Origin of the sequence: Nonomuraea turcica, assembly GCF_030718205.1 — a bacterium.
Lineage (GTDB): Bacteria > Actinomycetota > Actinomycetes > Streptosporangiales > Streptosporangiaceae > Nonomuraea.
Genome location: NZ_JAUZQF010000021.1, coordinates 66,478 through 89,297, shown reverse-complemented (window position 1 = coordinate 89,297; position 22,820 = coordinate 66,478). Strand labels below are relative to the sequence as shown.

Here is a 22,820-nt window from a genome sequence, read left to right as displayed (position 1 = left end):
CTCAGGCGGGGGCGCGCCTGGCGGTGAGAACCTCTGTCTCCGTCACGTACTCCCACCTGCCTGAGGGGTTGCTCGCCAGCAGCGCCTTCCTCGCCGCATCGGTGAACGCCTCCAGCCGGTCGCCGAGGCGGGCAGGGGCGCTGTAGGAGTAGGACAGCTGCAGGCCGATCACGGCGTCCAGGTCGTAGACGAGGCGGCGTTCGTACACGGTCGAGCGCAGGTCCGGGAAGGGTGAGGTCGCCAGCACGTCATCGTGATGCTCGCCGGTCGCCTGGTGGGAGTTCGTGGCCGTCATCGCGCCCAGGCCGAACTCCTCGCGTACCCGCCGCATCACGGGCTCCCACGGCTCCTCGCCGGGGTCGCGGGTCGGGCCGACGAGCGCCACGACACCGTCCGGCGGGAGCAGCTCGTCCAGTTCGGCCAGCACCGTGCGGCGGTCCATCCAGTGGAACGACCTGCCCATGACGACGTGGTCGAACGGCGGAAACTCGCGCAGCATCGTCGAGTCGCCGCGCAGCCAGCGGATGTTGGGCGCGTCCGCGGCCAGGCGCCTGCCCTCCGCCAGCATCTCCTCGTCCGGGTCGACGGCGGTGACCTCGCGGACGTGGCGGGCCAGCGGGATCGCCACCGTTCCTGGACCGCAGCCGAGGTCCAGCACGCTGCTGTCCCGGCCGAACGTGGTGGCGAGGTGCTTGATGGCCTCCTCGCCGTAGTCGGCCCGGTATCTGGCGTAGTACGGCGCCGCGCCGCCGAACAGGTCCGGCATGGATGGCACCATATACGGGTTCGGGACATGTCCGATGTCCTTGACGCGTTCGGTTCGGAAGTTCGACGGAAGGCTTCAAGCTCTTGAGGCGGCTACTTACAGTCCTGCTGCTCGCCTGCGTCGCGGTGGAGGTCGTCTCGCCGGCGGCGCAGGCGCACAACGTGCTGATCGGCAGCGATCCCAAGGACGGGGCCACGCTGACGGCCTCGCCCGAGCGGGTGACGCTGGTGTTCGACCAGGCGGTGCGGCAGGGGTACGCGCAGGTCGGTGTGACGGGGGCGGACGGGTCCGCGTGGGCCGACGGGGCCGCCGTGATCGCCGCCGAGCGGGTGTCGGTGAAGGTCAAGCCGTTGCCGGCCGGAGGGCCGTACGTGGTGGGCTACCGGATCCTGTCGGCCGACGGGCATCCGGTGACCGGGAAGATCACCTTCAACCTGGCCGCGGAGTCCGCCGGCCAGCCGGCCCAGAGCACCAGCCCGGACGCCGCCGGTCAGCCGGCCCAGGCCTCCAGCGCCACCGCCGCGCCCGGAGCCGTCGCCCAGGAGAGCGCCCCAGGCTCCAGCGCGGACGCCGCCGAGGCGGCGGCGAACGGCGGGGCCGGGATGGCCGTGGTGTGGATTGTGGGCGCGCTGCTGGTGCTGGCCGCAGGCACGGCCGTGGCCCTCCGCCGCGCCCCCTCAGCCCCCACCGGCCCGGTGAGCGCTCGCGGTGCGACGACGGCCGAGCAGCGTCCGGCGGCCGAGGCGTCTGGCAGCGAGGTCGTGCACGTGCCCGGAGACGAAGGGGCGCGGTCGTGACGGTCAGCGCTCCGCCGCTCCCCCGGCGAGACGTCGGCGGTCGGCTGGTTGCCGGCGGGTTCGGGGTGTGCGCGGTGGTCGCGGCCGTGGCGGCGAACTCGTTCACGGGTCAGGAGGCGGTGCCCGGCATTCCGCTGCCAGGTCCCATCGTGTCCTTCGGGCTGCCGATCGTCCGAGTCCTGCTCGACGTGGCCGCCGTGGCGGTGGTCGGGTTGAGTCTGCTGCCCAAGCTGCTCGGCTTCGATGACCCGGAGCGCACGGAGCCGGTGCTGCTCAGGGTGCGGCCGCTGGCTGTGATGGCCGCCTGGGCGTGGGCGATCTGCGCACTGCTCACGATCGTGTTCCAGACGGCCGAGCTCAATCCGGGTGGCGTGCCGACGTTCGGGATGATCGCCGCATATGTCGGCGATGTCGGCACAGGTCAGGGCCTGCTGTTCAGCGCGGCCTGCGCGCTGGCGGCGGCCGGCATCGGGCTCATGGCGGTGCGGTTCGGCGAGAAGGTGCCGGCCGAACTGCGGGTGATCGTGGCGTTGTTCGGGCTGCTGCCCATCCCGGTCACCGGACACGCCGTGAACTCGGTCTGGCACGACCCCCTCATGGTCTCGATGGAGATCCACGTGATGGGTGCGGCGGCGTGGACGGGCGGGCTGGTGGCGACGGCCGTGTTCGTGGCGCCGCACAAGGAGCTCCTGGCCGCGGTGCTCCCGAAGTTCTCCAGGATGGCGACGGTGTGCCTGCTCCTGGTCGGCCTGTCGGGTCTGATCACCGGGCTGGGCACGATGGCGCTGACGCCGGGCGTGACGTTGCCCGGCGCGATCGTGACCAGCCCGTACGGGGTGCTGGTCGCGGTCAAGACGCTGCTCATGGCGTCGCTGGTGCCACTGGCCGCGCACATCCGCTTCCGCCTGCTGCCTGCCGTACGCCACGGCACGGCCACCGCCCTGGTGGGGTGGGCGGCGGCCGAGGTGTCGGTGATGGGTCTGGCTTACGGGGTGGCGGTGGCGATCACGCGGGCCTCCATCGCCTGACGGCCACGTCTCCCGGCGATCCACTCGACCGCCAGCCAGGCGGCGAGCAGGCCGAGCCCGGCCCAGACGGCGGACGACGTGGCCAGGGGAGGTGCGCCCAGCAGCCCGTCCTGGCCCTGGATGGCGCCGTACACCGGGCCCATGATCGCGCTCTGCGCCGCCAGTGCGCCGTACGCGGCCGCGGTCGCGCCGGCGGTCCCCAGCACGGCGCGCGCCACCGGCACCCGTACCAGGAAGGCGAGGTCCACCAGGAGACCGGCCACGACCAGGAAGAACGGCACCGCCGACGGCGGGAACCCGGTGAAGGTCAGGAGCGGCCAGATCAGCGTCCTGAAGCCCACATAGCCGACGGCGACGAGGGTGGCCGCGCCGAATCTGCCGATGAGTAACCGCGCCACCACCAGCACCGACAGCCCGGCCACCACCGCGAAGACGGGGTAGAGGAAGTCCGGCACGGGCAGGGCGAACCCGGTCATCATCGTCCGGTCCACCGGCCGCCCCATCTGGTCGGCGGCGAACTGGAGCAGGATCGGCTCGGCGTAGACGGCCTTGTTGTCCCAGGCGCCGATCGACAGGATGCCGTATTCCTGATGCTGCTCGGGGAAGTGCACGTTTTCCAGGAAGAACGCGAAGAACGCCCCCAGCACGACCGTGCGTTCCCTGCCCGGAGGGGCTCCCATGAACCAGCCGCGGATCACGCCGGCGATCATGAAGAACGTTCCAAGATACAACATGATGTGCGACGGGCTCCACGAGGTGATGTCGAGCCCGTTGACACGGTGGTTGATCAGGTCGAGAGGGACCGCGACGAGGAAGATCCCGGTGCCCCACTGGATCGTCCTGAGCGCCACCTTGTCGACGCCGTAGCCGGTGTAGCCGTGGACGATCGTCAGCGCGAGGGCGAGGGCCGTGCCGGCGGAGTTGAGCAGGTGCGGCGGGGCGAGGTCGTCACGCAGCCACTTGAAGTGCCACGAGACGTCCCAGGCCGAGCCGAGCACCTTGAGCGTGAACGCCGCCAGCCAGCCGAAGTAGAGCACCCTGAACAGATCCTGCGGCGTCTCGCGCCCCGCCTGGCCTCGGGTCCAATAGGGCAAGGCCCACTCTGCGGCCTTCTTGAACGATGCTGGAGACTTCACGGGAAGGAATCTTACGGTCATCGGCGGGGCAGGATCGCGAGGCCCGCGTCAGGCAGGGGCGGCGGCGCGCAACGAGTACATCAGCGGGATCTTGGGAGCGCCTTCCGGCAGGCGGTAGCCGGTGCCGTCGTTCGACAGCGTGGCGTAGCGGCGGAAGAGCGTGTGGTCGTGCTCGTGCACGAACTCCACCCGCAGGCCGGCCGCCGCCACCGCGCTGACGACCTCGCCGAGGCCGTGCTGGAACTGCACGGAGGTGCGGTGCTCGGTCAGTTCGCCGCCGGTGTAGGTGTATGGCTCGTCCCAGACGTGCGGGCCGCTGGCGAAGTAGTCGTGGGTGACTTTGGTGCCGGTCTCGTCGTCAAGAATGTCGGCGAATGGATGGAATTCGGCGAGATAGAGGAATCCGTCCGGGTTGAGCAGGGCGGCGACCGTTTCGGCCCACCGCGTGAGGTCGGGCAGCCACACCAGGGCACCGATGCCGGTGTAGACGATGTCGAAGGTCTCGCCGAGCGCCTCGGCCGCGTCGTACACGTCGGCGGTGACGAACCTCGCCCGGATGCCGCCCTCGGCCGCGATCCGCCTTGCCTGGTGGATGGCGTCGGACGAGAAGTCGAGCCCGGTCACCTCGGCGCCGAGCCTGGCCCAGGAGAGCGTGTCCAGGCCGAGGTGGCACTGCAGGTGCGCCAGGCGGCGGCCGGACACGTCGCCCACCTCAGCGACCTCGAACGGCCTCAGGACGCTCCGGCCGCTCGCCTTGAAGCCCTCGACGTCGTAGAAGTCACTGGCGACGTGGATCGGGACGCGTGCGTTCCAGTTGGCCCGGTTCGTCGTCAAGTAGTCCATGGCGCACGAGCCTAGGGGCGCGCTTGATCGCGCCGCATTCGCTTTTCGGCCGGCAGGTTCTATGGGCGGCTCGGTGAGGGGCGCCTGGTGAGGCGAATGGGGAGGTGCTTGAGGCCGTTCTGGAAGTTCGACGTGAGCCTTTGCGGGCTGCCCGCGAGCTCGACATCCCAAGCAAGCAGTTCCCTGAAGATCGAGCGCATCTGGGCGCGGGCCAGGTGGGCGCCGATGCAGAAGTGCGGGCCGAAGCCGAAGCTGACGTGGTCGTTCGGGGTGCGGGCGATGTCGAAGCGGTCGGGGTCGGGGAAGACGGACGGGTCGCGGTTCGCGGAGATGTGGTAAACGACCACCTTGTCACCCGCGCGGATGTCGCGGCCGCCGAGGGTGATGTCGCGCGTGGCCGTACGGCGGAAGTGCATGACCGGCGGCCAGAAGCGGAGCATCTCCTCGATGGCGGAGTCGAGCAGGGAGGGGTCGTCGCGCAGGCGGGCCAGCTCGGCCGGGTGCTGGAGGAGCGTGAGGAGGCCGCCGGGGATGCCGTTGCGGACGGTCTCGTTGCCCGCGACGGCGAAGAGGGAGAACATGTTCTCGAATTCCTCTACGGTCAGCCCGCCCTTCATCATGGCGGCCATGAGGGATTCGTCGTCGACGGGGGCCTCGGCCAGGTCGTGCGCATAGGCGAACACGTCGGCCAGCGCCGCCTTGGAACGCGGATTCGTCCCAGGCTCGAGCCTCGGACGCAGCGCGACGGCGCGGCGGCCCATCGGGGTGAGGGACTCCGCTTCGGCCGTCGAGAGGTCCGCGTGGTCGGCGTCCTGGTAGCCGATGACCCGCGACGCCCAGTCGTACAGCAGTCGCCTGTCCTGCTCCGGGAAGCCCATGACGTGGGCCAGCGTCCACACGGGCAGGTCGGCGGTCACCTCCACGAAGTCGCACTCGCCCTCCGCGAACAGCGCCGCCGCGCGTTCGGCGATCGCCCGCTCCAGCGCCCGCACGGCGCGCGGCGTGAAGGCCGCGGCCACGATCTTGCGCAGCCTGGCGTGGCCGGGCGCGTCCATGTTGACCATCATGTTCTGAACGAAGGCCAGGTCAGCGGGGCTGTCGAAGTCGCGGAGCTGGGTGGCGCCGAGGTGGGAGGAGAAGTCTTCCGTGCTGCGCAGGACCTGCTTGACGTCGGCGTGCCTGAAGACGGCCCAGTAACCCGGACCCTCACGCCAGGGGCCGATGGCGGGCTCGGGGATCCAGCAGACGGGGGTCTCCCGCCTCAGGTGGGCTAACAAGTCGTACGGCACGGCTTTCGCGTAGGTGGACGGCAGGAACGCCTCCACTGCGGGCTGGACCGTCACTTGAGCTCCTTACCTCGTCGGGCATACGCCAAGATCGCGTCCTCCGCGTACGATATTGACCTTTCCGTAGCTCTCAGGCAAGCGCCCATGGGGCATCCACAGGTGGCGCGGCCCGAGGGCGGCGAGCCCCGTCTCAGGGATCTCTCAGGTGCGGTAAGTAAGCTCCTCGTCATGAAGCGTGTGGCCGCGCTGGTAGTGGCACTCGCACTCATCGGGGTGACGACGTGGCTAGTGTGGCCGTCGGCTCCTGAGGTGCGGGCCCAGGACCAGAAGATAACCGTCGTCGACGGACCCGCCGACGACCAACGGGTAGAGCTCGATACGACGTTCTTCTCGCCGCCGGGGGGCGGGAAGGCGCCTGCCGTGCTGATCGGCCACGGTTTCGGCGGAAGCAAGCAGAGCGTCAGGCAGCAGGCGATGCGGGTCGCCCAGGACGGCTACGCGGTGCTGACCTGGTCGGCGCGCGGATTCGGCCGCTCGACCGGCGAGATCGCGCTCAACTCCCCCGACTACGAGGTCAAGGACGTCAAGCAGCTGATCGACTGGCTCGCCAAGCGTCCGGAGGTCCTGCTGGACGCCTCGGGCGACCCGCGCGTGGGCATCGTGGGCGGCTCGTACGGCGGCTCCATCGCCCTGATGACGGCGGCCCACGACCAGCGGGTCGACGCGATCGTGCCGCAGATCACCTGGTCCGACCTGGCCGACGCCCTCTTCCCCAACGCAGCCGTCCAGCCCCCCGCCGCCACAGACCAGGACACCTCCGGCGCGGCCTCCGCCCAGAGCCCGGCCGGTGCCACGGCGAACGGCCTGGGGCAGCCGGAGAGCGGCGTGTTCAAGCGCATGTGGGCAGGCATCTTCTTCGGCCAGGGCGTCTCGCTGGAGAGCTTCGCGCTGCAGGGCCGGCGGCAGGCGGCCGAGCCGCTGACGCCCCAGCAGGCGCGCTGCGGCAGGTTCCTGCCGGCGATCTGCGACATGTACCAGCAGGTCGCCAAGGACGGCAAGGCCACACCGGAGGCCGTCGCCCTGCTGCGCAAGTCGAGCCCGATCACCGTGGCCGGCCAGATCAAGGCGCCGACGCTGCTCCTGCAGGGCCAGCGCGACTCGTTGTTCCCGCTCAGCCACGCCGACGCCAACGCCAAGGCGATCGCCGCCGCCGGCACCGCGGTCAGCCTGGCGTGGTTCGACGGCGGGCACGACGGCGGCAACGGCGAGGCCGACTGGCTCTTCGAGCAGTCCTCGGCCTGGTTCGCCCGCTATCTGAAGGGTGACGGCTCGGCTCAGACGGCGCCGCCGGTCAGCGCGTTCACGGTGACGCGCGACGGCGGGCGCGACCCCGGCACCCGCCAGCGCATCCGGCTGCACCCGGAGGCCGCCTCCTACCCCGGCCTCGCCGGCACCGACACCACGACGGTGGAGCTGAGCGGCCCCGAGCAGAGCATCGTCAACCCGCCCGGCGGCGCCCCCGCCTCGATCTCGACGGTGCCGGGCATCGGCGGCCTGCTGGGCGGCCAGAACACCGCCGGCGTGTCGATCGACATGCCCGGCCAGAGCGCCGCGTTCGAGTCGCGGCCCCTCACGGCCCCGCTCCAGCTCACCGGCACCACCACAGCCAAGATCAAGGTGTCGGGCAAGGGTGAGGCGACGCTGTTCGCGAAGCTCTACGACGTGGCCGACACCGCCACTCAGCCACCGGCGTTGCCCGCCGGGCTGGTGGCGCCGATCCGCGTGACGATCCCGGAGGGCGCGGGCAGCGTGGAGGCCACGATCACCCTGCCCGCCGTGGACCACCGCTTCGCCGTCGGCCACCGGCTCCGCCTGGTGGTGACCACCACGGACATGGGGTTCGCGACTCCTGCCCAGCCCGCCACCTACCAGGTGTCGCTGGCCTCCCCCGCCCTCGCCGTGCCCACGGTGCGCACGCTCGCCGCCCCGCCGTCCGGGGTCGCGTGGTGGGTGTGGGCGATGCCGCTGGCCGCCGTGGTGATCGCCGCCGCGCTGCTGGCGACCGGCCGCGCCTCGACCCTCGCACCGGCGGGCGCCGGGGTGCGCCGCAGGGCCGTGCCCGCCGCCGTCACCGGCCGAAGCGCCCATGACGGCCCGGCCGAACCGGGCGGCGAGCCGGTGCCGCTGGAGATCAGCGGGCTGACGAAGGCGTACAGGAACGGGGAGCTGGCCGTCGACGGCCTGTCGTTCCGGGTCGAGAAGGGCCAGGTGCTGGGCCTGCTCGGACCGAACGGCGCAGGCAAGACGACCACGATGCGGATGATGATGGGCCTCATCCGGCCGGACGACGGCGAGATCCGGATCTTCGGCGACCGGGTGACGCCGGGGGCGCCGGTGCTCTCCAGGCTCGGGTCGTTCGTCGAGGGCCCCGGGTTCCTGCCGCACCTGTCCGGCCGGGACAACATCGAGCTCTACTGGGCCGCCACCGGCCGCCCGGCCGCCGACGCCCATTTCGACGAGGCGCTGGAGATCGCGGGCCTGGGCAAGGCGCTGGAACGTGCCGTACGCACCTACTCGCAGGGCATGCGGCAGCGGCTGGCCATCGCGCAGGCCATGCTCGGGCTGCCGGACCTGCTCGTGCTCGACGAACCCACGAACGGTCTCGACCCACCCCAGATCAGGGAGATGCGCGAGGTGCTCAAGCGCTACGCGCGCGACGGCCGTACCGTGATCGTCTCCAGTCACATGCTCGCCGAGGTGGAGCAGACCTGCAGCCACGTCGTCGTCATGCACCGGGGCCGGCTGGTCTCGGCCGGGCCGGTGTCGCGGCTGCTCACGTCTGCCTCCGCTGGGGCCGCCACCGGCAACGGGCACGGGTCGCGGCTGGAAGACGTGTTCCTCGACCTCATTGGAGACAAGTCATGACCGCCGCGCCGGGCTACGCGCCCCGCCGCACGCTGCCGCTGCGGGTGGAGATCATCAGGCAGTTCAAGCGGCGGCGGACGATGGTGATGTTCGGCCTGCTGCTGGCGCTGCCGTGGATCCTGGTGATCGCGTTCCAGTTCGGGCCGCAGTCCAGCGGGCAGCAGCAGGCGGCGCTGCGCATCTCCGACCTGGCGACCGAGAGCGGACTCAACTTCTCCGCGTTCGCCCTGTCGGTGTCGGCCAGCTTCCTCCTGGTCGTGGCGGTCGCCCTGTTCTGCGGCGACACCGTGGCCAGCGAGGCCAACTGGTCGTCACTGCGTTATATGCTGGCCGCCCCGATCCCCCGGGACCGGCTGCTGCGGCAGAAGCTGATCGTGGCGCTGGGCTACTCGGCGGCGGCGGTGATCTGCCTGCCGCTGATGGCGCTGCTGGCGGGCACGCTGGCGTTCGGGTGGAACGACATCCAGGTGCCCGGCACGGGTGAGACGATCCCGGCGTTCGACGTGCTGCCCCGCTTCGGCATCGTGATCGGGTACGCGCTGGTCAGCCAGCTCGTGGTGGCCGCGCTGGCGTTCTTCATCTCGACCGTCACCGACTCCCCGCTGGGCGCGGTCGGCGGGGCGGTCGGGCTCTGGATCGTCTGCAACATCCTGCAGGCGGTCGAGGCGCTGGGGGCGCTGCGCGAGTTCCTGCCCACGTTCTGGAACAACGCCTGGGTCGACGCCCTGGCACCGGAGCTGGACTGGAGCGGCATGGCCAAGGGGGCTTCGGTGTCGATCACGTACGCGGCCATCCTCATCGCCGTGGCCTTCCGCCGCTTCCGCCGCAAGGACGTGGTCAGTTAGCCGCGGCGAGGCCGCCGTAGGCGGCCAGGACGATGCCCAGGCCGCGTTCGTCGCCGAGGCCACCCTGGTCGACCATCTGGTTCATCACGTAGGCCACCGTCATCCGGGCGTCGAAGTCGATGAAGACCAGGGAGCCGCCCCATCCGCCCCAGAAGCAGGCCCGTTGGCCGCCGTAGATGCCGTAGCCCATGCTGTAGCGCATGCGGGCGCCCAGATACCGGTCCACGCCATGGTGCTGCTCCTCCAGGGCGCGCTCACAGCCGGACGGGGACGACAGGCGCACGCCGTTGACGGTGCCCGCGCAGGCCAGGACGGACTGGATGGCGGCGACCGAGCGGGCGTTGCCGTGTCCGTTGACCGCCGGGATCTCGGCGCGCCGCCAGGCGGCGGTGTTCGCGTCCGCGGCCCGGATCTCGGGGCCGGGCGGTGCGTCAGGGCGAGCGGCGCCGGGCGGGTCCGCGGGCGGGATGACCGGGGCGACGCGGTGGTCGTGCTCCGGGGGCAGGCCGATGTGGAAGTCGGCGCCCAGCGGTCCGGCCACCTCCTCGGCCAGGAACGTGCCCAGCGTGCGCCCGGTGATGCGGCGGACCACCTCTCCGATGAGGTATCCCTGCGTGACCGCGTGGTAGCCGCTCTCGGTGCCCGGCTCCCAGAGCGGCGTCTGTGCGGCCAGCCGTGCCGTGGTCTTCTCCCAGTCGTAGAGGTCCTCGACCGTCGTCCCCGCGGCGAAGCCCGGCAGGCCCGCGGTGTGGGAGAGGACGTGCCGGACCTGCACGCGCTCTTTGCCCGCGGCGGCGAATTCGGGCCAGTACGAGGCCACCGGGGCGGTCAGGTCGAGCTCGCCGCGGTCGGCGAGGATCAGCGCGCACAACGCGGTCATGGTCTTGGTGGTGGACCAGACGTTGGTGATGGTGTCGCGCTGCCATGGGACGGTGCGACCGGCGTCGGCGTAGCCGCCCCAGAGGTCGACGACCGGCTCGCCGTCCACGTAGACCGCCGCCGAGGCGCCCACGTCGTCGCCGCCGTCCAGGGAGGCGGCCAGCATCTCGCGCACCTCGTGGAACCGGTCCTCACATGTGCCCTGGATGTCCGCCATGGGACGGAACCTAGCCCGGCCGAGCGCGCGGGGGCCACGCATTTACCGGCGCCGGCTAGTCGATGTGGCCCAGGCCCGCGTCTCGGGCGCGGATGATGGCCTCGGCGCGGGAGGCGACCTGGAGCTTGGCGAAGATGTTGGAGATGTGGTTGCCGACCGTCTTGGGCGCCAGCGACAGCCGGGCCCCGATCGAGGCGTTGCCGTGGCCGGCGGCGATCAGGCCGAGCACTTCCCGCTCCCGCGGCGTGAGCTCAGGGAAAGGCTCGCCCGCCGGAGCTCGGGGCTGTGGAGCCGTCAGGTGACCGAGCACGCGGCGGGCCACGCCGGGCCCGAAGATCGCTTCGCCGGCGGCGACGGCACGGATCGCGCGGACGATCTCGTCTTGTTCGGCGCCCTTGAGCACGTATCCGCGGGCCCCCGCGCGCATGGCCGCGAACACGGACTCGTCGTCCTCATACATCGTCAGCATCAGCACCGCCACGCCCGGCGCGGCCGCGACCACCTCCCTGGCGGCGTCGATGCCTGACATTTCCGGCATCTGGATGTCGAGGACGAGGACGTCCGGTGCCAGCACGACCGTCGCCCGCACCGCTTCGCGTCCGCTGGACGCGGTCCCCGCCACCTCCATGCCCGGCACCGTGGACAGCAGCGCGGCGAGCCCGTCGCGTACCACGGGATGGTCGTCGGCGATCAAGACGCGCACGCTCATGATGCCACCACCTGCGCCAGCGGCAGCAGTGCCACCACCCGTCCGCCGCCGTCCCGCGGACCGGCCTGGCAGGTGCCGCCGAGTTCCTCGGCGCGCTCCCGCATGGACCGCAGGCCCACCCCCGGCCGCCACACGCCGCCACCCGCGCCGTCGTCACTCACCTCGACACGGAGACGGTCCCCGAGCGTGAAGTCGACGCGGGCGGTCGTGGCCCGGGCGTGCCGGGCGACGTTGTTCAGCGCCTCCGTGACGATGCGGTACGCGGCGACCTCCACGGCGGCGGGCAGCGCGGCCATGTCGCGGGAAGCCCGGATGCTGACGTCGAGCGACAACCGTTCGGCCTGCCGCCGCAGCGCGCCCACCAGGCCGAGGTCGTCGAGTGCGGGCGGACGCAGGCCGTACACCAGCCGCCTGATGTCCTCGATGGCCGACGTCACCTCGGCACGCAGCCTCAGGAGCAGTTCCTTGGCGCGGGCGGGGTCGTCGGCGAGCACGTTCCCGGCCGCGTCGGCCTGGTACACCACGCCGGTGAGGGTGGGGCCGAGCCCGTCGTGCAGGTCGCGGCGGAGCCTGCGGCGTTCGTCCTCGCGCGCCACCACGATGTGCTCGCGGATCCGCTGCAGCTCCTCGGACAGGCCGGTGGCGTGCACGGCCACCGCCAGTGGCACGGCCAGCAGCTCGAGGACCCGGGCGTCGGCCACGGAGATCGCCTTCTCCCCCGGACGCAGCCCGATGATCAACTCGCCTACACGGTCGCCGCCGTAGACGAGGGGGACGGTGTGGAGGCGTTCGGGGGCGGTGCCATACGAGGTGCGTTCCACCACCGCTCCCCCGATATCGCCGACGTCGGCCGAGCGCAGCGCCGCGAAGGGCAGGCGCAGGACCGTGCACACCGCGGCCACCACTCCCGCCAGCCCTGGGGCCGGGTCGGCCAGTCGGCGGCCGATCCGTGACAGGGCGCGCGCCGGGTCGTCGCGGTCGCCGTACAGGAGCCTGTCGACGATCCGCTGCAGGCGTACCCTCACCGGGTTGAAGCCGACCGCGATCAGCACGGTGGCGAGCACCGAGTCTCCTGGCCCGGCACGGTCCAGCACGGCCACCAGCAGTGCATAGACGGCGATCACGCCCGAGGTGAGCAGCGTGTACAGCACCGTCCGCGAGATGATCAGGCGGATGTCGAGCAGGCCGTGACGCAGGATGGCGACGGTGATCGCGATCGGGACGAGCGGGATGGCCAGCAGCATCAGCACCGGCCCGGTCTGGAACACCCCCCACACGACCATGACCGCGGCGAGCAGCAGGACGGCGAGCAGAAGCCACAAGAGCTGGCGCCGCTCCCGCTCGCCGCCCCGGCGGTAGCGCAGCCCCAGCCCGGCGAGCGCGGCCACGACGAGGGCGGCGCCGCGCACCTCGGTCCCGGTCCAGAGTGCGGCCAGGTCGTCGTGGAAGGGGATGGTGAGGTAGCCGACGACGTCCGAGCCGGGCGACAGGCCGGTCGGTGCGGCGCCCATCTCCAGGACGAAGAGCGGGGCGGTCACCACCGTCACGGGGACCAGCCAGGTCCAGCGAAGGCCCGGCGGGCGGCCGTCGGGGAAGAGCAGGAGGACGAGCGGCAGGCACAACGCGATCGACCACGGCCAGGAGTAGGCGGCGTACGTGGCGAGCGTCCGCAGGGCGACGGCGGGCCAGCCGTGGATCTCACCGATCATCAGCAGGCCCACCCCGGCGGCGGTGCCGGCCTGGGCGACGGCGCCGGCCAGCAGGAGCCAGCCGATGGGGTTGCGCGGACGCTGCCAGGCGAGCAGGACGCCTGCGCAGGAGAGGGAGAGACCGATGGCGGAGTTCGTGACGATGAAGCTCTCGGTGGCCGCCTCGAAGGTCATTCCCGCTGCTATGGCGGCCGCGACACCGGTGATCGCCTCGGTCACCGCCACCGCGAACAGGCCCCAGGCCAGCACCTTCATAAGGGTCATGATGAGCGGTCGCGGAGCCCGGCGCATAGGGGCGGACCCCCAGATCGGCCGGGAAGATCGCCCGGCCCGGTCAGGGGCGTGCGCCGTGCCGCGACGGCCGGTCCGCGGCCGACCATGAGCCTGCCAGGCCGGCCGTAGCCCTCGGACGGCTCAAGCCCTACTCCATGGGAGACATCATGACCATCGGCTCCGCCGCCGTGCGCGTGCGTGACACACGTGCCTTCCGCCGCCGCGCTCTCGCCGTGCTCCTGCCGGTCGGCCCGCTGTGCGTGGCCGTCATCCGCGCCATCCTCCCCTACGGCACTACCGACGACGCCGCCGCTCAGCTGGCCGCGGTGACGGCCGGGCAGGGGGCGCATGGCGCGGTGCTCTGGCTCACTCCGATCGCCGTCCTCGCGCTGGTGCCGGCCCTGTTCGTGCTGACGCGGCTGGCGTTGCGCGGTTCACCGGTGCTGGCGATCGCGGCGATCACCCTCGCTCTGCCCGGTTACCTGGGGATGGCCGCCCTGGGCGTCTCGGATGCCGCCGCCCTGGCCGCGGTCACGGCCGGGCTGAGTCCTGCGGAGGGCACGGTGCTGCTGGAGGCGCTGGCCGCCCAGCCCGCCCTCTCGCTCTCCGTCGGCCTCTTCGTGCTCGGCCACGTCCTCGGCACCGTGTTGCTGGGCGCCGCCCTGTGGCGGGCGCGGGTGATCCCCACCTGGGCGGGCGCGGCGCTGGTCGCCTCGCAGCCGGTCCACCTGCTGTTCGTGCTCACCGGCGCCCCCAAGATCCTGGATGGGGGCGCGTGGGGGCTGACGGCGCTCGGGTTCGCCGCCGCGGCGCTCACGCTGGCCAGGATGAGCGACGAGGAGTACGAACCGCAGAGGTGAGCGGACGCCGATTCCAGAACGCCGGCGGTGAGTGGGCCCCGGTTCCAGGACGACCTCCTGGACCGGGGCACGTGTCAGATGCCGCGCGCGAAGGTGACCAGGCGTGTGCCGGGACCGTTGTAGTCCGGGACCGGTTCGCTCGCCGTGAAGCCCATGCGCCAGTGGAAGGCGATGGACGCCTCGTTGACCGGCGAGGTGATGGCCTTGACCACGTGCCGGTCATGGGCGCGGGCCAGGGCGAAGAAACGCTCGTACATCGCCCGCGCCACACCCCCGCCCCGTGCGGCGGGACAGACGCCGACGAAATGGATGTACGCCTCATCCTCGACCGACGGCGAGAGCAAGCCGACGAGGAAGCCCGCCATGCCCTCGGGGCCCTCGGCGATCAGACTCGTGCGGTGAAAGTGGTCCAGGAAGAGCCTGGGCAGCGAGGCCAGGACGGGACGGTCCCACCACTCGTCGACCACGGCCGCCACGGCGTCGTAGTCGGCAGGCGTGGCGGGGCGCAGCACGTGTCCGGTCAACGGGGTCACTCCCAGTGCGGCGGCCGGTTCTCCACGAAGAAGTCGTCCGGGTCCTCTTCCGGCAGGTCGTCGCCCCAGCCCAGGTCCCTGTCGTCCGCCGTCTGCTCGGGGTAGAAATCTTCCACGGCTGACATGCTACCCGGACGGACAAAGCAATACCCGGTGTGTCCGCAGGTCCAGGGACATGTCGGGGCTACGGCGGTACGATGCGGGAGCAGGTGTCGCCTACCCCCCGTGAGGCTGCCCATGGCCACCCCTACAGGCTGGCGGCGAGAAGGCAATCTTCCGGCGGAGCTCACGAGCTTCATCGGTCGCACGCGTCTGCTTGCCAACCTCAGACGGTACCTCGGCGAATCACGTCTGGTGACCGTCACGGGCATCGGCGGTGTGGGCAAGTCGCGCACAGTGCTTCGCCTGGCCCACCAGGTCCGCGCCCAATACCCCGACGGCGTCTGGTTCGCCGATCTCGCCCGGCTGCAGGACACGGGCATGGTCAAGCACACCATCGCCTCGGCGCTGCGCATCGCCGACCAGTCCACGCGCGCGGAGTCCGAGACGCTGTCGGAGTGGGTGGGCGAGCGGGACATGCTGCTCATCATCGACACCTGCGACCGCGTGGTGCAGGGAGCGGCGGAGCTGGTGCAGGAGCTGCTCGAGGTCGCGCCCAACCTCAAGGTGCTGGCCACCAGCCGGCAGTCGCTCAACCTGCCCTACGAGCACGTGCTTCCCGTGCCGCCGCTGCAGGTGCCGGGAGAGGACCCGGCCGAGACCTATTTCGTCAACGAGTCCGTGCAGCTGTTCGCGGCCCGGGCCGGGGCAAGCGTGCCCGACTTCCATCTGGACGAGGACAACATCAACGCTGTGGCCGAGCTGTGCCGGCGGCTCGACGGCATCCCGCTGGCGATCGAGCTGGCGGCGGTGCGGCTGCGGGCGTTGTCGGTGGAGCAGATCCTGGGGCTGCTGGCGGACCGGTTCAGCCTGCTGGCCGGCGCCAGCCGCACGGCGCTGCCGCGGCACCAGACGCTGCGTGCGGCCATCGGCTGGAGCCACGAGCTGTGCGAGCCGGCCGAGCGGCTGCTGTGGGCCCGGTTGTCGGTGTTCGCCAACGACTTCGAGCTCGACGCGGCGCGCTTCGTGTGCTCGGACGCGCGGCTGCCGGCGGGGCAGATCACCGACCTCGTCACCGGCCTGGTGGAGAAGTCGATCCTGCTGATCAGAAGCAACCACGCCGGGGTCAGATACAAGTTGATCGACACCCTGGCGGACTACGGCGACGAGTGGCTGGACAAGCTCGGCGAGAAGGAGCAGATGCGCCAGCGCCATCTGGACTACTACCTGAGCCTGGCGCAGCGTAGCGAGGACGCCTGGTCGGGACCGCGGCAGATCTACTGGTTCGTCCGCATGCGCCAGGAGCACGACAACGTGCGGGTGGCGCTGGAGCACGCGCTCAAGACGCCGGGCATGGAGGTCCTGGCGCTGACCCTGCTGTCGTCGTTGTGGTTCATGTGGGTGTGCTGCGGCTTCGCCCGCGAGGGCCGCCTCTACCTCGAGCGGGCGCTCGGGGCCAACCCGGATCTCAGCAGGGAACGATGCAAGGCACTGTGGGTGCTCTCTTACGTGAAGAGCGCCCAGGGCGACAGCGTGGGCGCGCGGGACGCGGCCGAGACGTGCAGCAGCGAGGCCGTCCGGGTCGGTGACTCCAAGGCCGTGATCCTGGCCTCCAAGATGCAGGGCACGGCCGCGATGTTGCAGGGCGACCTCCAGAAGGCCAGCGCCCTGCTCGGCGTGGCGATCGAGTTCAACACCGACAACAAGGAGCTCAACCCGGGGCTGCTCCCGGCCATCGTGGAGCTGTCGATCGTCCTCACCACCCAAGGGGAGCTCCCTGAGGCCGAGTCGCTGCTGCAGGACTGCCTCCAGGTCTGCCGCGAGCGCGGCGAGCTGTGGCTGAGCTCATACGCGCATTGGGCGCTGTCGCTGCCGATGCTGGCGATGGGCAGGACGGAGGAGGCGTTGCGCACCGCCTTGGAGGGCTTGCGGATCAAGCGTCACTTCCACGACACCGTCGGCACGCTCATGGTGCTCGAGACGGTCGCCAAGATCTACTCGTCTCAGGGCCAGTTCGAGCGTGCCTCGCGGCTGCTCGGGGCGCTGCATCAAAACTGGCGCACCTCCGGCCTGCCCATGCTGGGCGCGCCGTTCCTCACGGCGGAGCACGAGAAGTGCGTCCAAGAGTGCAAGAGGGCCCTGGGCGAGGACGGCTACAAACTGGAATTCGAGGCGGGCGCCAAACTGGATCTGGACGAAGCGGTCACTCTTGCACAGGAAGCACCCGACAGTCCCGAAGACCAGGACCGCAATACTTTCGGCTCATAACCCTTAAATCAGAGAGCGATTGGAAAAATTCTGCTTCGGGTACGCCCCACGAGAACCGACATCTGTCCCGACGAGGGGGCATTTGCCACAGTTTCTCATGTGGAGGCTGCGCACCCATGCCCGACATTCCCTCCGTGTCCCTTCCCGACCCTTTCATCCCGTACCCGTCCAAGCTCAACCCCTTCGAGGCTGTGGTGGCCGATCACACCATCGCCTGGGCGCGGAGGTTGAAGCTCATCGAGGACGAGACCGCGACCTCGCGCTTCGCAGGTGAGTCCTACTCCCGCCTCGTCGCACGGCTCTACCCCGAGGCCTCGGTGCCGGTCCTCGCGCTGGCCGCCGATCTCAACAGCTGGTTCCACGTCTACGACGACCAGTTCGAGCTCGCCGAGGTGGGCTCAGACCCGGACCTCGCGCGGCGCATGGCCGACAAGTTCCGCGCCGTGCTGGACGGCGCGCCGCTCGAGGCCACCGCAGGGCCGATACTCCACGGCCTGGCCGACATCCGCGACCGCATGCGGCTGCACGCCGGCGCGCGATGGTGGCACCGCTTCGCCACCCACCTCCAGGACTGCTTCGAGACCGCTCAGTGGGAGGTGGACAACCGCACGAGAGGCCGGATCCCCGACCCCGACAGCTATGTCGAGCACAAGCTCAACATCGCCTACGTCCCGCCCTCGTTCGACCTCATCGAGCTGGCCGAGCAGTTCGAGGTGCCGGACGCGATCCGCGCGTCGGCCGCGTACCGCACTCTCGTCCACGAGGCCGGGCACGTGGTCGTCTGCACCAACGATCTCATCGGCCTGCGGCGCGAGCTGCTGCAGGGCGAGTTCCACAACCTCGTCATCGTTTACTGGAAGGCCTTGAGCTGCCCCCTCCAGGAGGCCGTCCAGATGGTCGACCAGAAGATCTCGGAGCGCATCGGCATCTTCGAGGCGGCCAAGGCGGACCTCCTGCGCGTCTTCGACGAGCTCGGCATCGACGAGAACCGGCGGCACAGCACCCTGCGCTGCGTCATGGGGCTCGAGAACTGGATGCGCGGCTACCTCGACTGGGCCAAGGAGACACGCCGCTTCGCCGACCCGGTGCTGCGGGGCGAGGTCACCGGCTTCCAGCGCGAGTTAGTCGACTAGAACGACTCCCCTGTTCATGAGAACAACCCCCTGTTCATGAGAACAACCCCCTGTTCATGAGAACAACCCCTCCATACCGAACATGCGGGCGGTGTCCACGGCAGAGGGCTCGCCCGCATGGGGGTCGGCACCCGCGTCGACCAGCGCCGTGACCACCGCCAGCTCCTTCTTGAAGACCGCTCCGGCCAAGGGGGTCTGACCGCGGTCGTTGGGCCGGTCGACATCGGCGCCCAGCTCGATGAGCATCCGCACCGTCGGCGCGTGACCGTAATACGCCGCCAGCATCAGCAAAGTGTCACCTTTGCCGTTGGTCAGATTGACCGGCACCCCAGCCTCGACGTAGGCGCGCAGCGTCTCGGTGTCGCCCGCCCGGGCCAGGTCGAACATCCTGGCGGCGAACTCTTCCAGCTCCGGGTCCCCGTCCATGGACCTCATTGTGCCCCGATAGGGTGCCCCCCACGGAAATGATTCCGCCCCCCGCCACTGGCACGGAATCGTTCCGACTCGCCATAGGTTCTGAGGAGAGTACCTACGGAAAGGCTGTCCAATCGTGTTCGACCCGAAGGATCTCTACAAGCTCGCAGATGACGCGCCCGAGCTGCATGATCCGGTGTTGCTGTACCACTTCGACGGTTTCGTCGACGCGGGCGGCGCCGGACGTCTCGCGCTGGGCCACCTGCTGGCCGAGCTGGAGCACCGGGTCGTGGCGACGTTCGACGTGGACCGGTTGCTCGACTACCGGTCACGCCGGCCCATCATGACCTTCGACACCGACCGCTGGGTTGAGTGTGAGAGCCCGGAGCTGGCCGTTCATGTCATGAGGGACTCGACGGGGACGCAGTTCCTGGTGATGAGCGGGCCCGAGCCCGATCGGGAGTGGGAGTTGTTCACCCAAGCCGTGGGGACGCTGGTGGCGCGGCTGGGGGTGAGCAAGCTGGTGACGATGCACGGGATCCCGATGGCGGTGCCGCACACCCGCCCGCTGGGTCTCACGATGCACGCGAGCAGGCCTGAGCTAATAAATTCGCAAACGAGCGCGTTCGGGCGTGTCCAGGTTCCGGGGAGCGTGGCGGCGCTGATCGAGTTCCGGTTGGGGGCGCAGGGGCACGACGCGCTGGGATACGCGGTGCACGTGCCGCACTACCTGTCCCAGGCCGAATACCCGACGGCCGCCGTGACCGCGCTGGAGGCCGTGACGCGGGGGACGGGGCTGGTGTTCCCGATGGACACGCTGCGTGATGCGGCCCAGCGTACGAACGTGGAGATCGAAGAGCAGATCCAGGCGTCCGCCGAGCTGTCCACCGCCATCACGGGGCTCGAGCAGCAGTACGACGCGTTCGCCGCCGGCAGCGACCGCGAAAACCTCATCGCCGAGTCGACCCCGATGCCGACGGGGGATGAGCTCGCTGCTCAGTTTGAGCGGTTTCTCGCTGAGCGAGATGATCCGCAAAACCCATAAAGACCATTTTCTTGTACGGCGGTGCCGAGTGGGCCGCCACTCGGCGTACTTCGGCTGACGGAGCGGCGAGCCTGGGGCGGAGAGCGGCAGCTTGCGTGACCAGCGGAGCCCCGCGCGAGCGCGACCATAAGCAGGGCCCTCCAGGAACACGGCCTCTGAGCCCTTCACCGGCGGGCCGCCGTTACGGAGCGCATTCTGGGCCGACTACGTGGTTTCGATAGCCTGGGCCGATGAGCGACATCAGGGTGGGGCTGGTCGGTTACGGCGTGGCGGGGGCGGTCTTTCATGCGCCGCTGATCCATGCCACTCCTGGGTTGTCGTTGGCTGCCGTCGTGACCCGGGATCCCGAGCGGCAGGCCGAGGTCGGTGCTCGGTACGGGGCTGCCGGCGTGGCGGAGGTTGAGGAGCTTTGGGGGCGGTGTGATCTTGTGGTGGTCGCTTCGCCGAACAGGACGCATGTTTCCCTTGCCGCGGCGGCCATTGAGCAGGGACTGCCTGTGGTCGTGGACAAGCCGCTCGCCAGGACCGCCGAGGAAGGGCGGGAGCTCGTGCGGCTGGCCAAGGAACGCGGGGTCATGCTCACCGTGTTCCAGAATCGGCGGTGGGATGGTGACTTTCTCACGGTGCGGCGGCTGGTCGGTGATGGGGCGCTGGGTGGCGTGCGGCGGTTCGAGTCGCGCTTCGAGCGGTGGCGGCCGGTGCCCAAGGGCGGATGGCGGGAGGCCGGCGGTCTGGAGGAAGTCGGCGGGCTGCTGTACGACCTCGGGAGTCATCTCGTCGATCAGGCCTTGCACCTGCTGGGGCCGGTCCACGAGGTCTACTGCGAGAGTGACGTCCGGCGTGACGGGGTGGCCTCGGACGACGACACGTTCGTGGCGTTGACGCATGCCGGCGGGGTGCGCTCGCATCTGTGGGTGAGTTCTGTGGCGGCGCGGCTCGGGCCGCGGTTTCGGGTGCTGGGGTCGGCGGCGGGGTTCGTGAAGCACGGGATGGATGTGCAGGAGGAGCGGTTGCGGGCCGGGATCGCGCCCGATGCGCCGGGGTTCGGGGAGGATGAGGAAGCGCGCTGGGGCGTGCTCGGCACGGATGACGAGCACCGGGTCGTGCGTACCGAGCCGGGGGCGTACCTGGACTTCTACCGTGGCGTCGTGGCGGCGGTGCGGGACGGGGCGGCGCCGCCGGTGGATCCGGAGAGCGCCGTCGAGGCGCTCTCCGTCATCGAGGCGGCACGGTTGTCGGCCGATCGGCGCATCGTCGTCCGGCTGTCCTGAACGCCCGGCTGCCCCCAACGCCCGGCTGCCCCGAACGTCAGTCCCGCAGGCGGGAGCGTAGGGCCTCGGTGTCGGTGGTCGTCCAGCCGTGCTGGGTCAGCCAGCCCATCGGGCCGCCGAAGCGGTCGTCCAGGACGTCCAGGAACTGCTCGATGTATTTCGCCCGGGGCTTGTGGTCGTCGGCCGGCCGGGAGTCCAGGTCGCCGCGGTAGGTGTCGCTGCCCCGCAGCCGCGTGAGAATCAGCTCCAGCCGCTCCCCCGTGGCGACGTAGTCCTCCACGATGGCCTCCCTGGTGGCGCCCGCCACCTCGAGCGCCAGCGCCGCCAGCACGCCCGTGCGGTCCTTGCCCGCCGCGCAGTGCACCAGCGCCGCCCCCTCGTCCAGCGCCATCGTGCGCAGGGCCGCCACCACCGCGGACGGGCGGTCACGCAGGTAGCCGAAGTAGAAGCCGGTCACCCGCAGCTCCTCGTCGAGCACCCGCTCCGCCCACGGCAGCACCCGGTCGCCGTCGATGGCGCCAGGAGCGGTATCGGCCTCGACGTCGGTGTGCCGGCCGCCCTCGGCGAACAGCGTCAAATGGTGATGCCGCACCTCCGGCACCAGGGTCAGCGGGCCGGGGCCCTCAAGCGAGACCTCCGCGTTGGAGCGGAGGTCCACGACGTGCCGCAGTTTCAGCTCGCCGACCAGCAGGCCCACGTCCCGGGGCGTGAGCCCCTGGAGATTGTCGGCCCGGAAGATCCGCCCGCGCTGTGTGACGCCGCCGTCACGCGTGGGAAGCCCGCCCAGGTCACGCGCGTTGACCGCGCCTTCAAGATCAATCCACCTTGTCATCTCGCTCATTATCTCGACCCTATATGTCCACCAAATATGAGCGGATTCGAGGTTCATAACGCAGCATGAACGTATGGATCCACGAGCTCTGCCTCCACGGCTGGTGATCGATCCCTCGCTGCCCCCGGAGATCTCGGTAGAGCTGCGGTCGAGCCCGCACATCCTGCGCATGGCTCGAACCGGCAAGCGAATGGACACCTCGTACAACCCCGCCCTGCTGTTCGTGCTCCCCGGCTTCCTCCTGCTGATCTTCTTGGTGACCGGTGGGTACGGCGTCTTCGTGGCGAGTCTCGGCATCAGCATGATCGCGCTGATCCGGTGGATGGCGTTGGACGGCTCCTATCGCACGACCAAACGAAGACTCCGGCTGGCGCAGACCCATGCCGAGCACTACATCATGGCCGAGGACCTCGACTATCCCTGCCAGATGTTGCTGCGCCGCGCGCAGAACGCGGTCGAGGCGATACTCAACTCCAAGGTGCACCGGGCGGGACTGATCGACAGCATCGACAACCAGGTGACGCTGCCGGAGGAGGTCTGGCAGATCGCGCAGCGGCTGCGCAAGTTGTCGTCCATGCACGCCGAGCACGGCAAGCTCATCCCTCGCGAGCTGCCGCCGGGCATGGAAGACGCGTTCAAGCCGTACACGAGCGCGCTGGACGCCGCCTGGACGTCGTTGTCGCAGCGGGTGCGCCACCTGGAGAAGTACGCCAAGCAGGTGATCAAGGCGGACAAGGTCTACCACACGCACAAGCGGCTGGAGGCGCTGGCCGCCAAGACCCCGGAATACCAGCAGCTGATCGCCGAGACCGTGCACGACCAGCTGGCCCGCCAGCACATCAGGGAGCTGGCCGACCAGGCGGCGCACGCGCGCAAGATGTTCGAGGAGAGCATCAGCCAGGCCAGGCTGGCGGCCGGGGAGCTGCTCAGGACCCCGCTCACCTAGCAGCGA

Annotated in this window: 20 protein-coding genes; 10 read left to right on the top strand and 10 right to left on the bottom strand. The window is 70.4% G+C overall.

All coding sequences use genetic code 11. The features are described from left to right. Position 1: 1 nt before the first annotated feature. The gene (locus Q9G87_RS42630; protein ID WP_305922315.1) at positions 2-766 is read right to left on the bottom strand and encodes a class I SAM-dependent methyltransferase; all 765 of its coding nucleotides are present in this window, start codon (positions 764-766) and stop codon (positions 2-4) included. Between the two features lie 83 nt (positions 767-849). Here Q9G87_RS42630 and Q9G87_RS42625 point away from each other — a divergent pair, with 83 nt between their 5' ends. Both Q9G87_RS42625 and Q9G87_RS42620 read left to right on the top strand, forming a co-directional pair. After that, the gene (locus Q9G87_RS42625) at positions 850-1,563 is read left to right on the top strand and encodes a copper resistance CopC family protein (protein ID WP_305922314.1); all 714 of its coding nucleotides are present in this window, start codon (positions 850-852) and stop codon (positions 1,561-1,563) included. Next, positions 1,560-2,591, top strand: coding sequence for a copper resistance D family protein (locus Q9G87_RS42620; protein ID WP_305922313.1), 1,032 nt, complete (start codon positions 1,560-1,562; stop codon positions 2,589-2,591). The genes Q9G87_RS42625 and Q9G87_RS42620 overlap by 4 nt, the downstream gene beginning before the upstream one ends. Here Q9G87_RS42620 and Q9G87_RS42615 read toward each other — a convergent pair. Genes Q9G87_RS42615 through Q9G87_RS42605 form a run of 3 tightly spaced genes read right to left on the bottom strand, consistent with a single transcriptional unit; the run spans position 2,549 to position 5,913 of the window. Beyond that, positions 2,549-3,727: a hypothetical protein gene (locus Q9G87_RS42615; protein WP_305922312.1), complete on the bottom strand. Its 1,179-nt coding sequence runs from the start codon at positions 3,725-3,727 to the stop codon at positions 2,549-2,551. The genes Q9G87_RS42620 and Q9G87_RS42615 overlap by 43 nt on opposite strands. A gap of 48 nt (positions 3,728-3,775) precedes the next feature. Then, positions 3,776-4,570 carry a class I SAM-dependent methyltransferase gene (locus tag Q9G87_RS42610; protein ID WP_305922311.1) on the bottom strand — a complete coding sequence of 265 codons (795 nt, stop codon included), beginning with the start codon at positions 4,568-4,570 and terminating at the stop codon, positions 3,776-3,778. Positions 4,571-4,629: 59 nt separating this feature from the next. Next, positions 4,630-5,913 carry a cytochrome P450 gene (locus tag Q9G87_RS42605; protein ID WP_305922310.1) on the bottom strand — a complete coding sequence of 428 codons (1,284 nt, stop codon included), beginning with the start codon at positions 5,911-5,913 and terminating at the stop codon, positions 4,630-4,632. Positions 5,914-6,084: 171 nt separating this feature from the next. On the opposite strand from Q9G87_RS42605, the gene Q9G87_RS42600 reads away from it, so the two are divergent. Together Q9G87_RS42600 and Q9G87_RS42595 are read left to right on the top strand one after the other, a co-directional pair. Next, positions 6,085-8,781: an alpha/beta fold hydrolase gene (locus Q9G87_RS42600; RefSeq protein ID WP_305922309.1), complete on the top strand. Its 2,697-nt coding sequence runs from the start codon at positions 6,085-6,087 to the stop codon at positions 8,779-8,781. After that, positions 8,778-9,626 (top strand): ABC transporter permease, encoded by an 849-nt coding sequence (locus tag Q9G87_RS42595; protein ID WP_305922308.1) that lies wholly within the window; start codon positions 8,778-8,780, stop codon positions 9,624-9,626. The genes Q9G87_RS42600 and Q9G87_RS42595 overlap by 4 nt, the downstream gene beginning before the upstream one ends. On the opposite strand, the gene Q9G87_RS42590 is transcribed toward Q9G87_RS42595, so the two are convergent. From Q9G87_RS42590 to Q9G87_RS42580, 3 genes are read right to left on the bottom strand one after another with little or no spacing between them, the layout of a single operon-like run. Then, entirely contained in the window at positions 9,619-10,722 is a 1,104-nt protein-coding gene (locus Q9G87_RS42590) for a serine hydrolase domain-containing protein (RefSeq protein WP_305922307.1), read from the bottom strand. The two genes, Q9G87_RS42595 and Q9G87_RS42590, sit on opposite strands and share 8 nt — an antisense overlap. A 55-nt stretch (positions 10,723-10,777) precedes the next feature. After that, positions 10,778-11,431 (bottom strand): response regulator, encoded by a 654-nt coding sequence (locus Q9G87_RS42585; protein WP_305922306.1) that lies wholly within the window; start codon positions 11,429-11,431, stop codon positions 10,778-10,780. After that, positions 11,428-13,395, bottom strand: a complete 1,968-nt coding sequence (locus Q9G87_RS42580) for a sensor histidine kinase (protein WP_305922305.1) — start codon at positions 13,393-13,395, stop codon at positions 11,428-11,430. The genes Q9G87_RS42585 and Q9G87_RS42580 overlap by 4 nt, the downstream gene beginning before the upstream one ends. A gap of 185 nt (positions 13,396-13,580) precedes the next feature. Here Q9G87_RS42580 and Q9G87_RS42575 point away from each other — a divergent pair, with 185 nt between their 5' ends. Continuing rightward, on the top strand, positions 13,581-14,273 hold the full coding sequence (locus Q9G87_RS42575) for a hypothetical protein (RefSeq protein WP_305922304.1): 693 nt from the start codon (positions 13,581-13,583) through the stop codon (positions 14,271-14,273). Positions 14,274-14,347: 74 nt separating this feature from the next. Here the strand turns inward: Q9G87_RS42575 and Q9G87_RS42570 are convergent, their stop codons facing one another. Next, positions 14,348-14,797: a GNAT family N-acetyltransferase gene (locus tag Q9G87_RS42570; protein ID WP_305922303.1), complete on the bottom strand. Its 450-nt coding sequence runs from the start codon at positions 14,795-14,797 to the stop codon at positions 14,348-14,350. Positions 14,798-15,160: 363 nt separating this feature from the next. Between Q9G87_RS42570 and Q9G87_RS42565 the strand changes: the two genes are divergently transcribed. Together Q9G87_RS42565 and Q9G87_RS42560 are read left to right on the top strand one after the other, a co-directional pair. Continuing rightward, positions 15,161-17,173 (top strand): ATP-binding protein, encoded by a 2,013-nt coding sequence (locus Q9G87_RS42565; RefSeq protein WP_305922302.1) that lies wholly within the window; start codon positions 15,161-15,163, stop codon positions 17,171-17,173. A gap of 116 nt (positions 17,174-17,289) precedes the next feature. Beyond that, the gene (locus Q9G87_RS42560) at positions 17,290-18,306 is read left to right on the top strand and encodes a terpene synthase family protein (RefSeq protein ID WP_305922301.1); all 1,017 of its coding nucleotides are present in this window, start codon (positions 17,290-17,292) and stop codon (positions 18,304-18,306) included. 54 nt (positions 18,307-18,360) lie between these two features. Here the strand turns inward: Q9G87_RS42560 and Q9G87_RS42555 are convergent, their stop codons facing one another. Further along, on the bottom strand, positions 18,361-18,741 hold the full coding sequence (locus Q9G87_RS42555) for an ankyrin repeat domain-containing protein (protein WP_371825912.1): 381 nt from the start codon (positions 18,739-18,741) through the stop codon (positions 18,361-18,363). A 115-nt stretch (positions 18,742-18,856) separates the two neighbouring features. On the opposite strand from Q9G87_RS42555, the gene Q9G87_RS42550 reads away from it, so the two are divergent. After that, complete coding sequence (locus tag Q9G87_RS42550; RefSeq protein WP_305922299.1) at positions 18,857-19,765, top strand: proteasome assembly chaperone family protein; 909 nt, start codon at positions 18,857-18,859, stop codon at positions 19,763-19,765. Between the two features lie 230 nt (positions 19,766-19,995). Beyond that, entirely contained in the window at positions 19,996-21,036 is a 1,041-nt protein-coding gene (locus tag Q9G87_RS42545; protein ID WP_305922298.1) for a Gfo/Idh/MocA family oxidoreductase, read from the top strand. Between the two features lie 37 nt (positions 21,037-21,073). On the opposite strand, the gene Q9G87_RS42540 is transcribed toward Q9G87_RS42545, so the two are convergent. Continuing rightward, the gene (locus Q9G87_RS42540; protein WP_371825911.1) at positions 21,074-21,868 is read right to left on the bottom strand and encodes a tyrosine-protein phosphatase; all 795 of its coding nucleotides are present in this window, start codon (positions 21,866-21,868) and stop codon (positions 21,074-21,076) included. A 73-nt stretch (positions 21,869-21,941) separates the two neighbouring features. On the opposite strand from Q9G87_RS42540, the gene Q9G87_RS42535 reads away from it, so the two are divergent. Beyond that, positions 21,942-22,814, top strand: coding sequence for a hypothetical protein (locus Q9G87_RS42535; protein WP_305922296.1), 873 nt, complete (start codon positions 21,942-21,944; stop codon positions 22,812-22,814). Positions 22,815-22,820: the final 6 nt, after the last annotated feature.

What these genes read in the sequence shown, in the direction of transcription:
- Q9G87_RS42610 (WP_305922311.1), bottom strand. Translation starts at nt 4,570, where the DNA reads ATGGACTACTTGACGACGAACCGGGCCAACTGGAACGCACGCGTCCCG.
- Q9G87_RS42535 (WP_305922296.1), top strand. Translation starts at nt 21,942, where the DNA reads ATGGATCCACGAGCTCTGCCTCCACGGCTGGTGATCGATCCCTCGCTG.
- Q9G87_RS42560 (WP_305922301.1), top strand. Translation starts at nt 17,290, where the DNA reads ATGCCCGACATTCCCTCCGTGTCCCTTCCCGACCCTTTCATCCCGTAC.
- Q9G87_RS42555 (WP_371825912.1), bottom strand. Translation starts at nt 18,741, where the DNA reads ATGAGGTCCATGGACGGGGACCCGGAGCTGGAAGAGTTCGCCGCCAGG.
- Q9G87_RS42590 (WP_305922307.1), bottom strand. Translation starts at nt 10,722, where the DNA reads ATGGCGGACATCCAGGGCACATGTGAGGACCGGTTCCACGAGGTGCGC.
- Q9G87_RS42600 (WP_305922309.1), top strand. Translation starts at nt 6,085, where the DNA reads ATGAAGCGTGTGGCCGCGCTGGTAGTGGCACTCGCACTCATCGGGGTG.
- Q9G87_RS42585 (WP_305922306.1), bottom strand. Translation starts at nt 11,431, where the DNA reads ATGAGCGTGCGCGTCTTGATCGCCGACGACCATCCCGTGGTACGCGAC.
- Q9G87_RS42540 (WP_371825911.1), bottom strand. Translation starts at nt 21,868, where the DNA reads ATGACAAGGTGGATTGATCTTGAAGGCGCGGTCAACGCGCGTGACCTG.
- Q9G87_RS42595 (WP_305922308.1), top strand. Translation starts at nt 8,778, where the DNA reads ATGACCGCCGCGCCGGGCTACGCGCCCCGCCGCACGCTGCCGCTGCGG.
- Q9G87_RS42580 (WP_305922305.1), bottom strand. Translation starts at nt 13,395, where the DNA reads ATGAAGGTGCTGGCCTGGGGCCTGTTCGCGGTGGCGGTGACCGAGGCG.
- Q9G87_RS42575 (WP_305922304.1), top strand. Translation starts at nt 13,581, where the DNA reads ATGACCATCGGCTCCGCCGCCGTGCGCGTGCGTGACACACGTGCCTTC.
- Q9G87_RS42545 (WP_305922298.1), top strand. Translation starts at nt 19,996, where the DNA reads ATGAGCGACATCAGGGTGGGGCTGGTCGGTTACGGCGTGGCGGGGGCG.
- Q9G87_RS42630 (WP_305922315.1), bottom strand. Translation starts at nt 766, where the DNA reads ATGCCGGACCTGTTCGGCGGCGCGGCGCCGTACTACGCCAGATACCGG.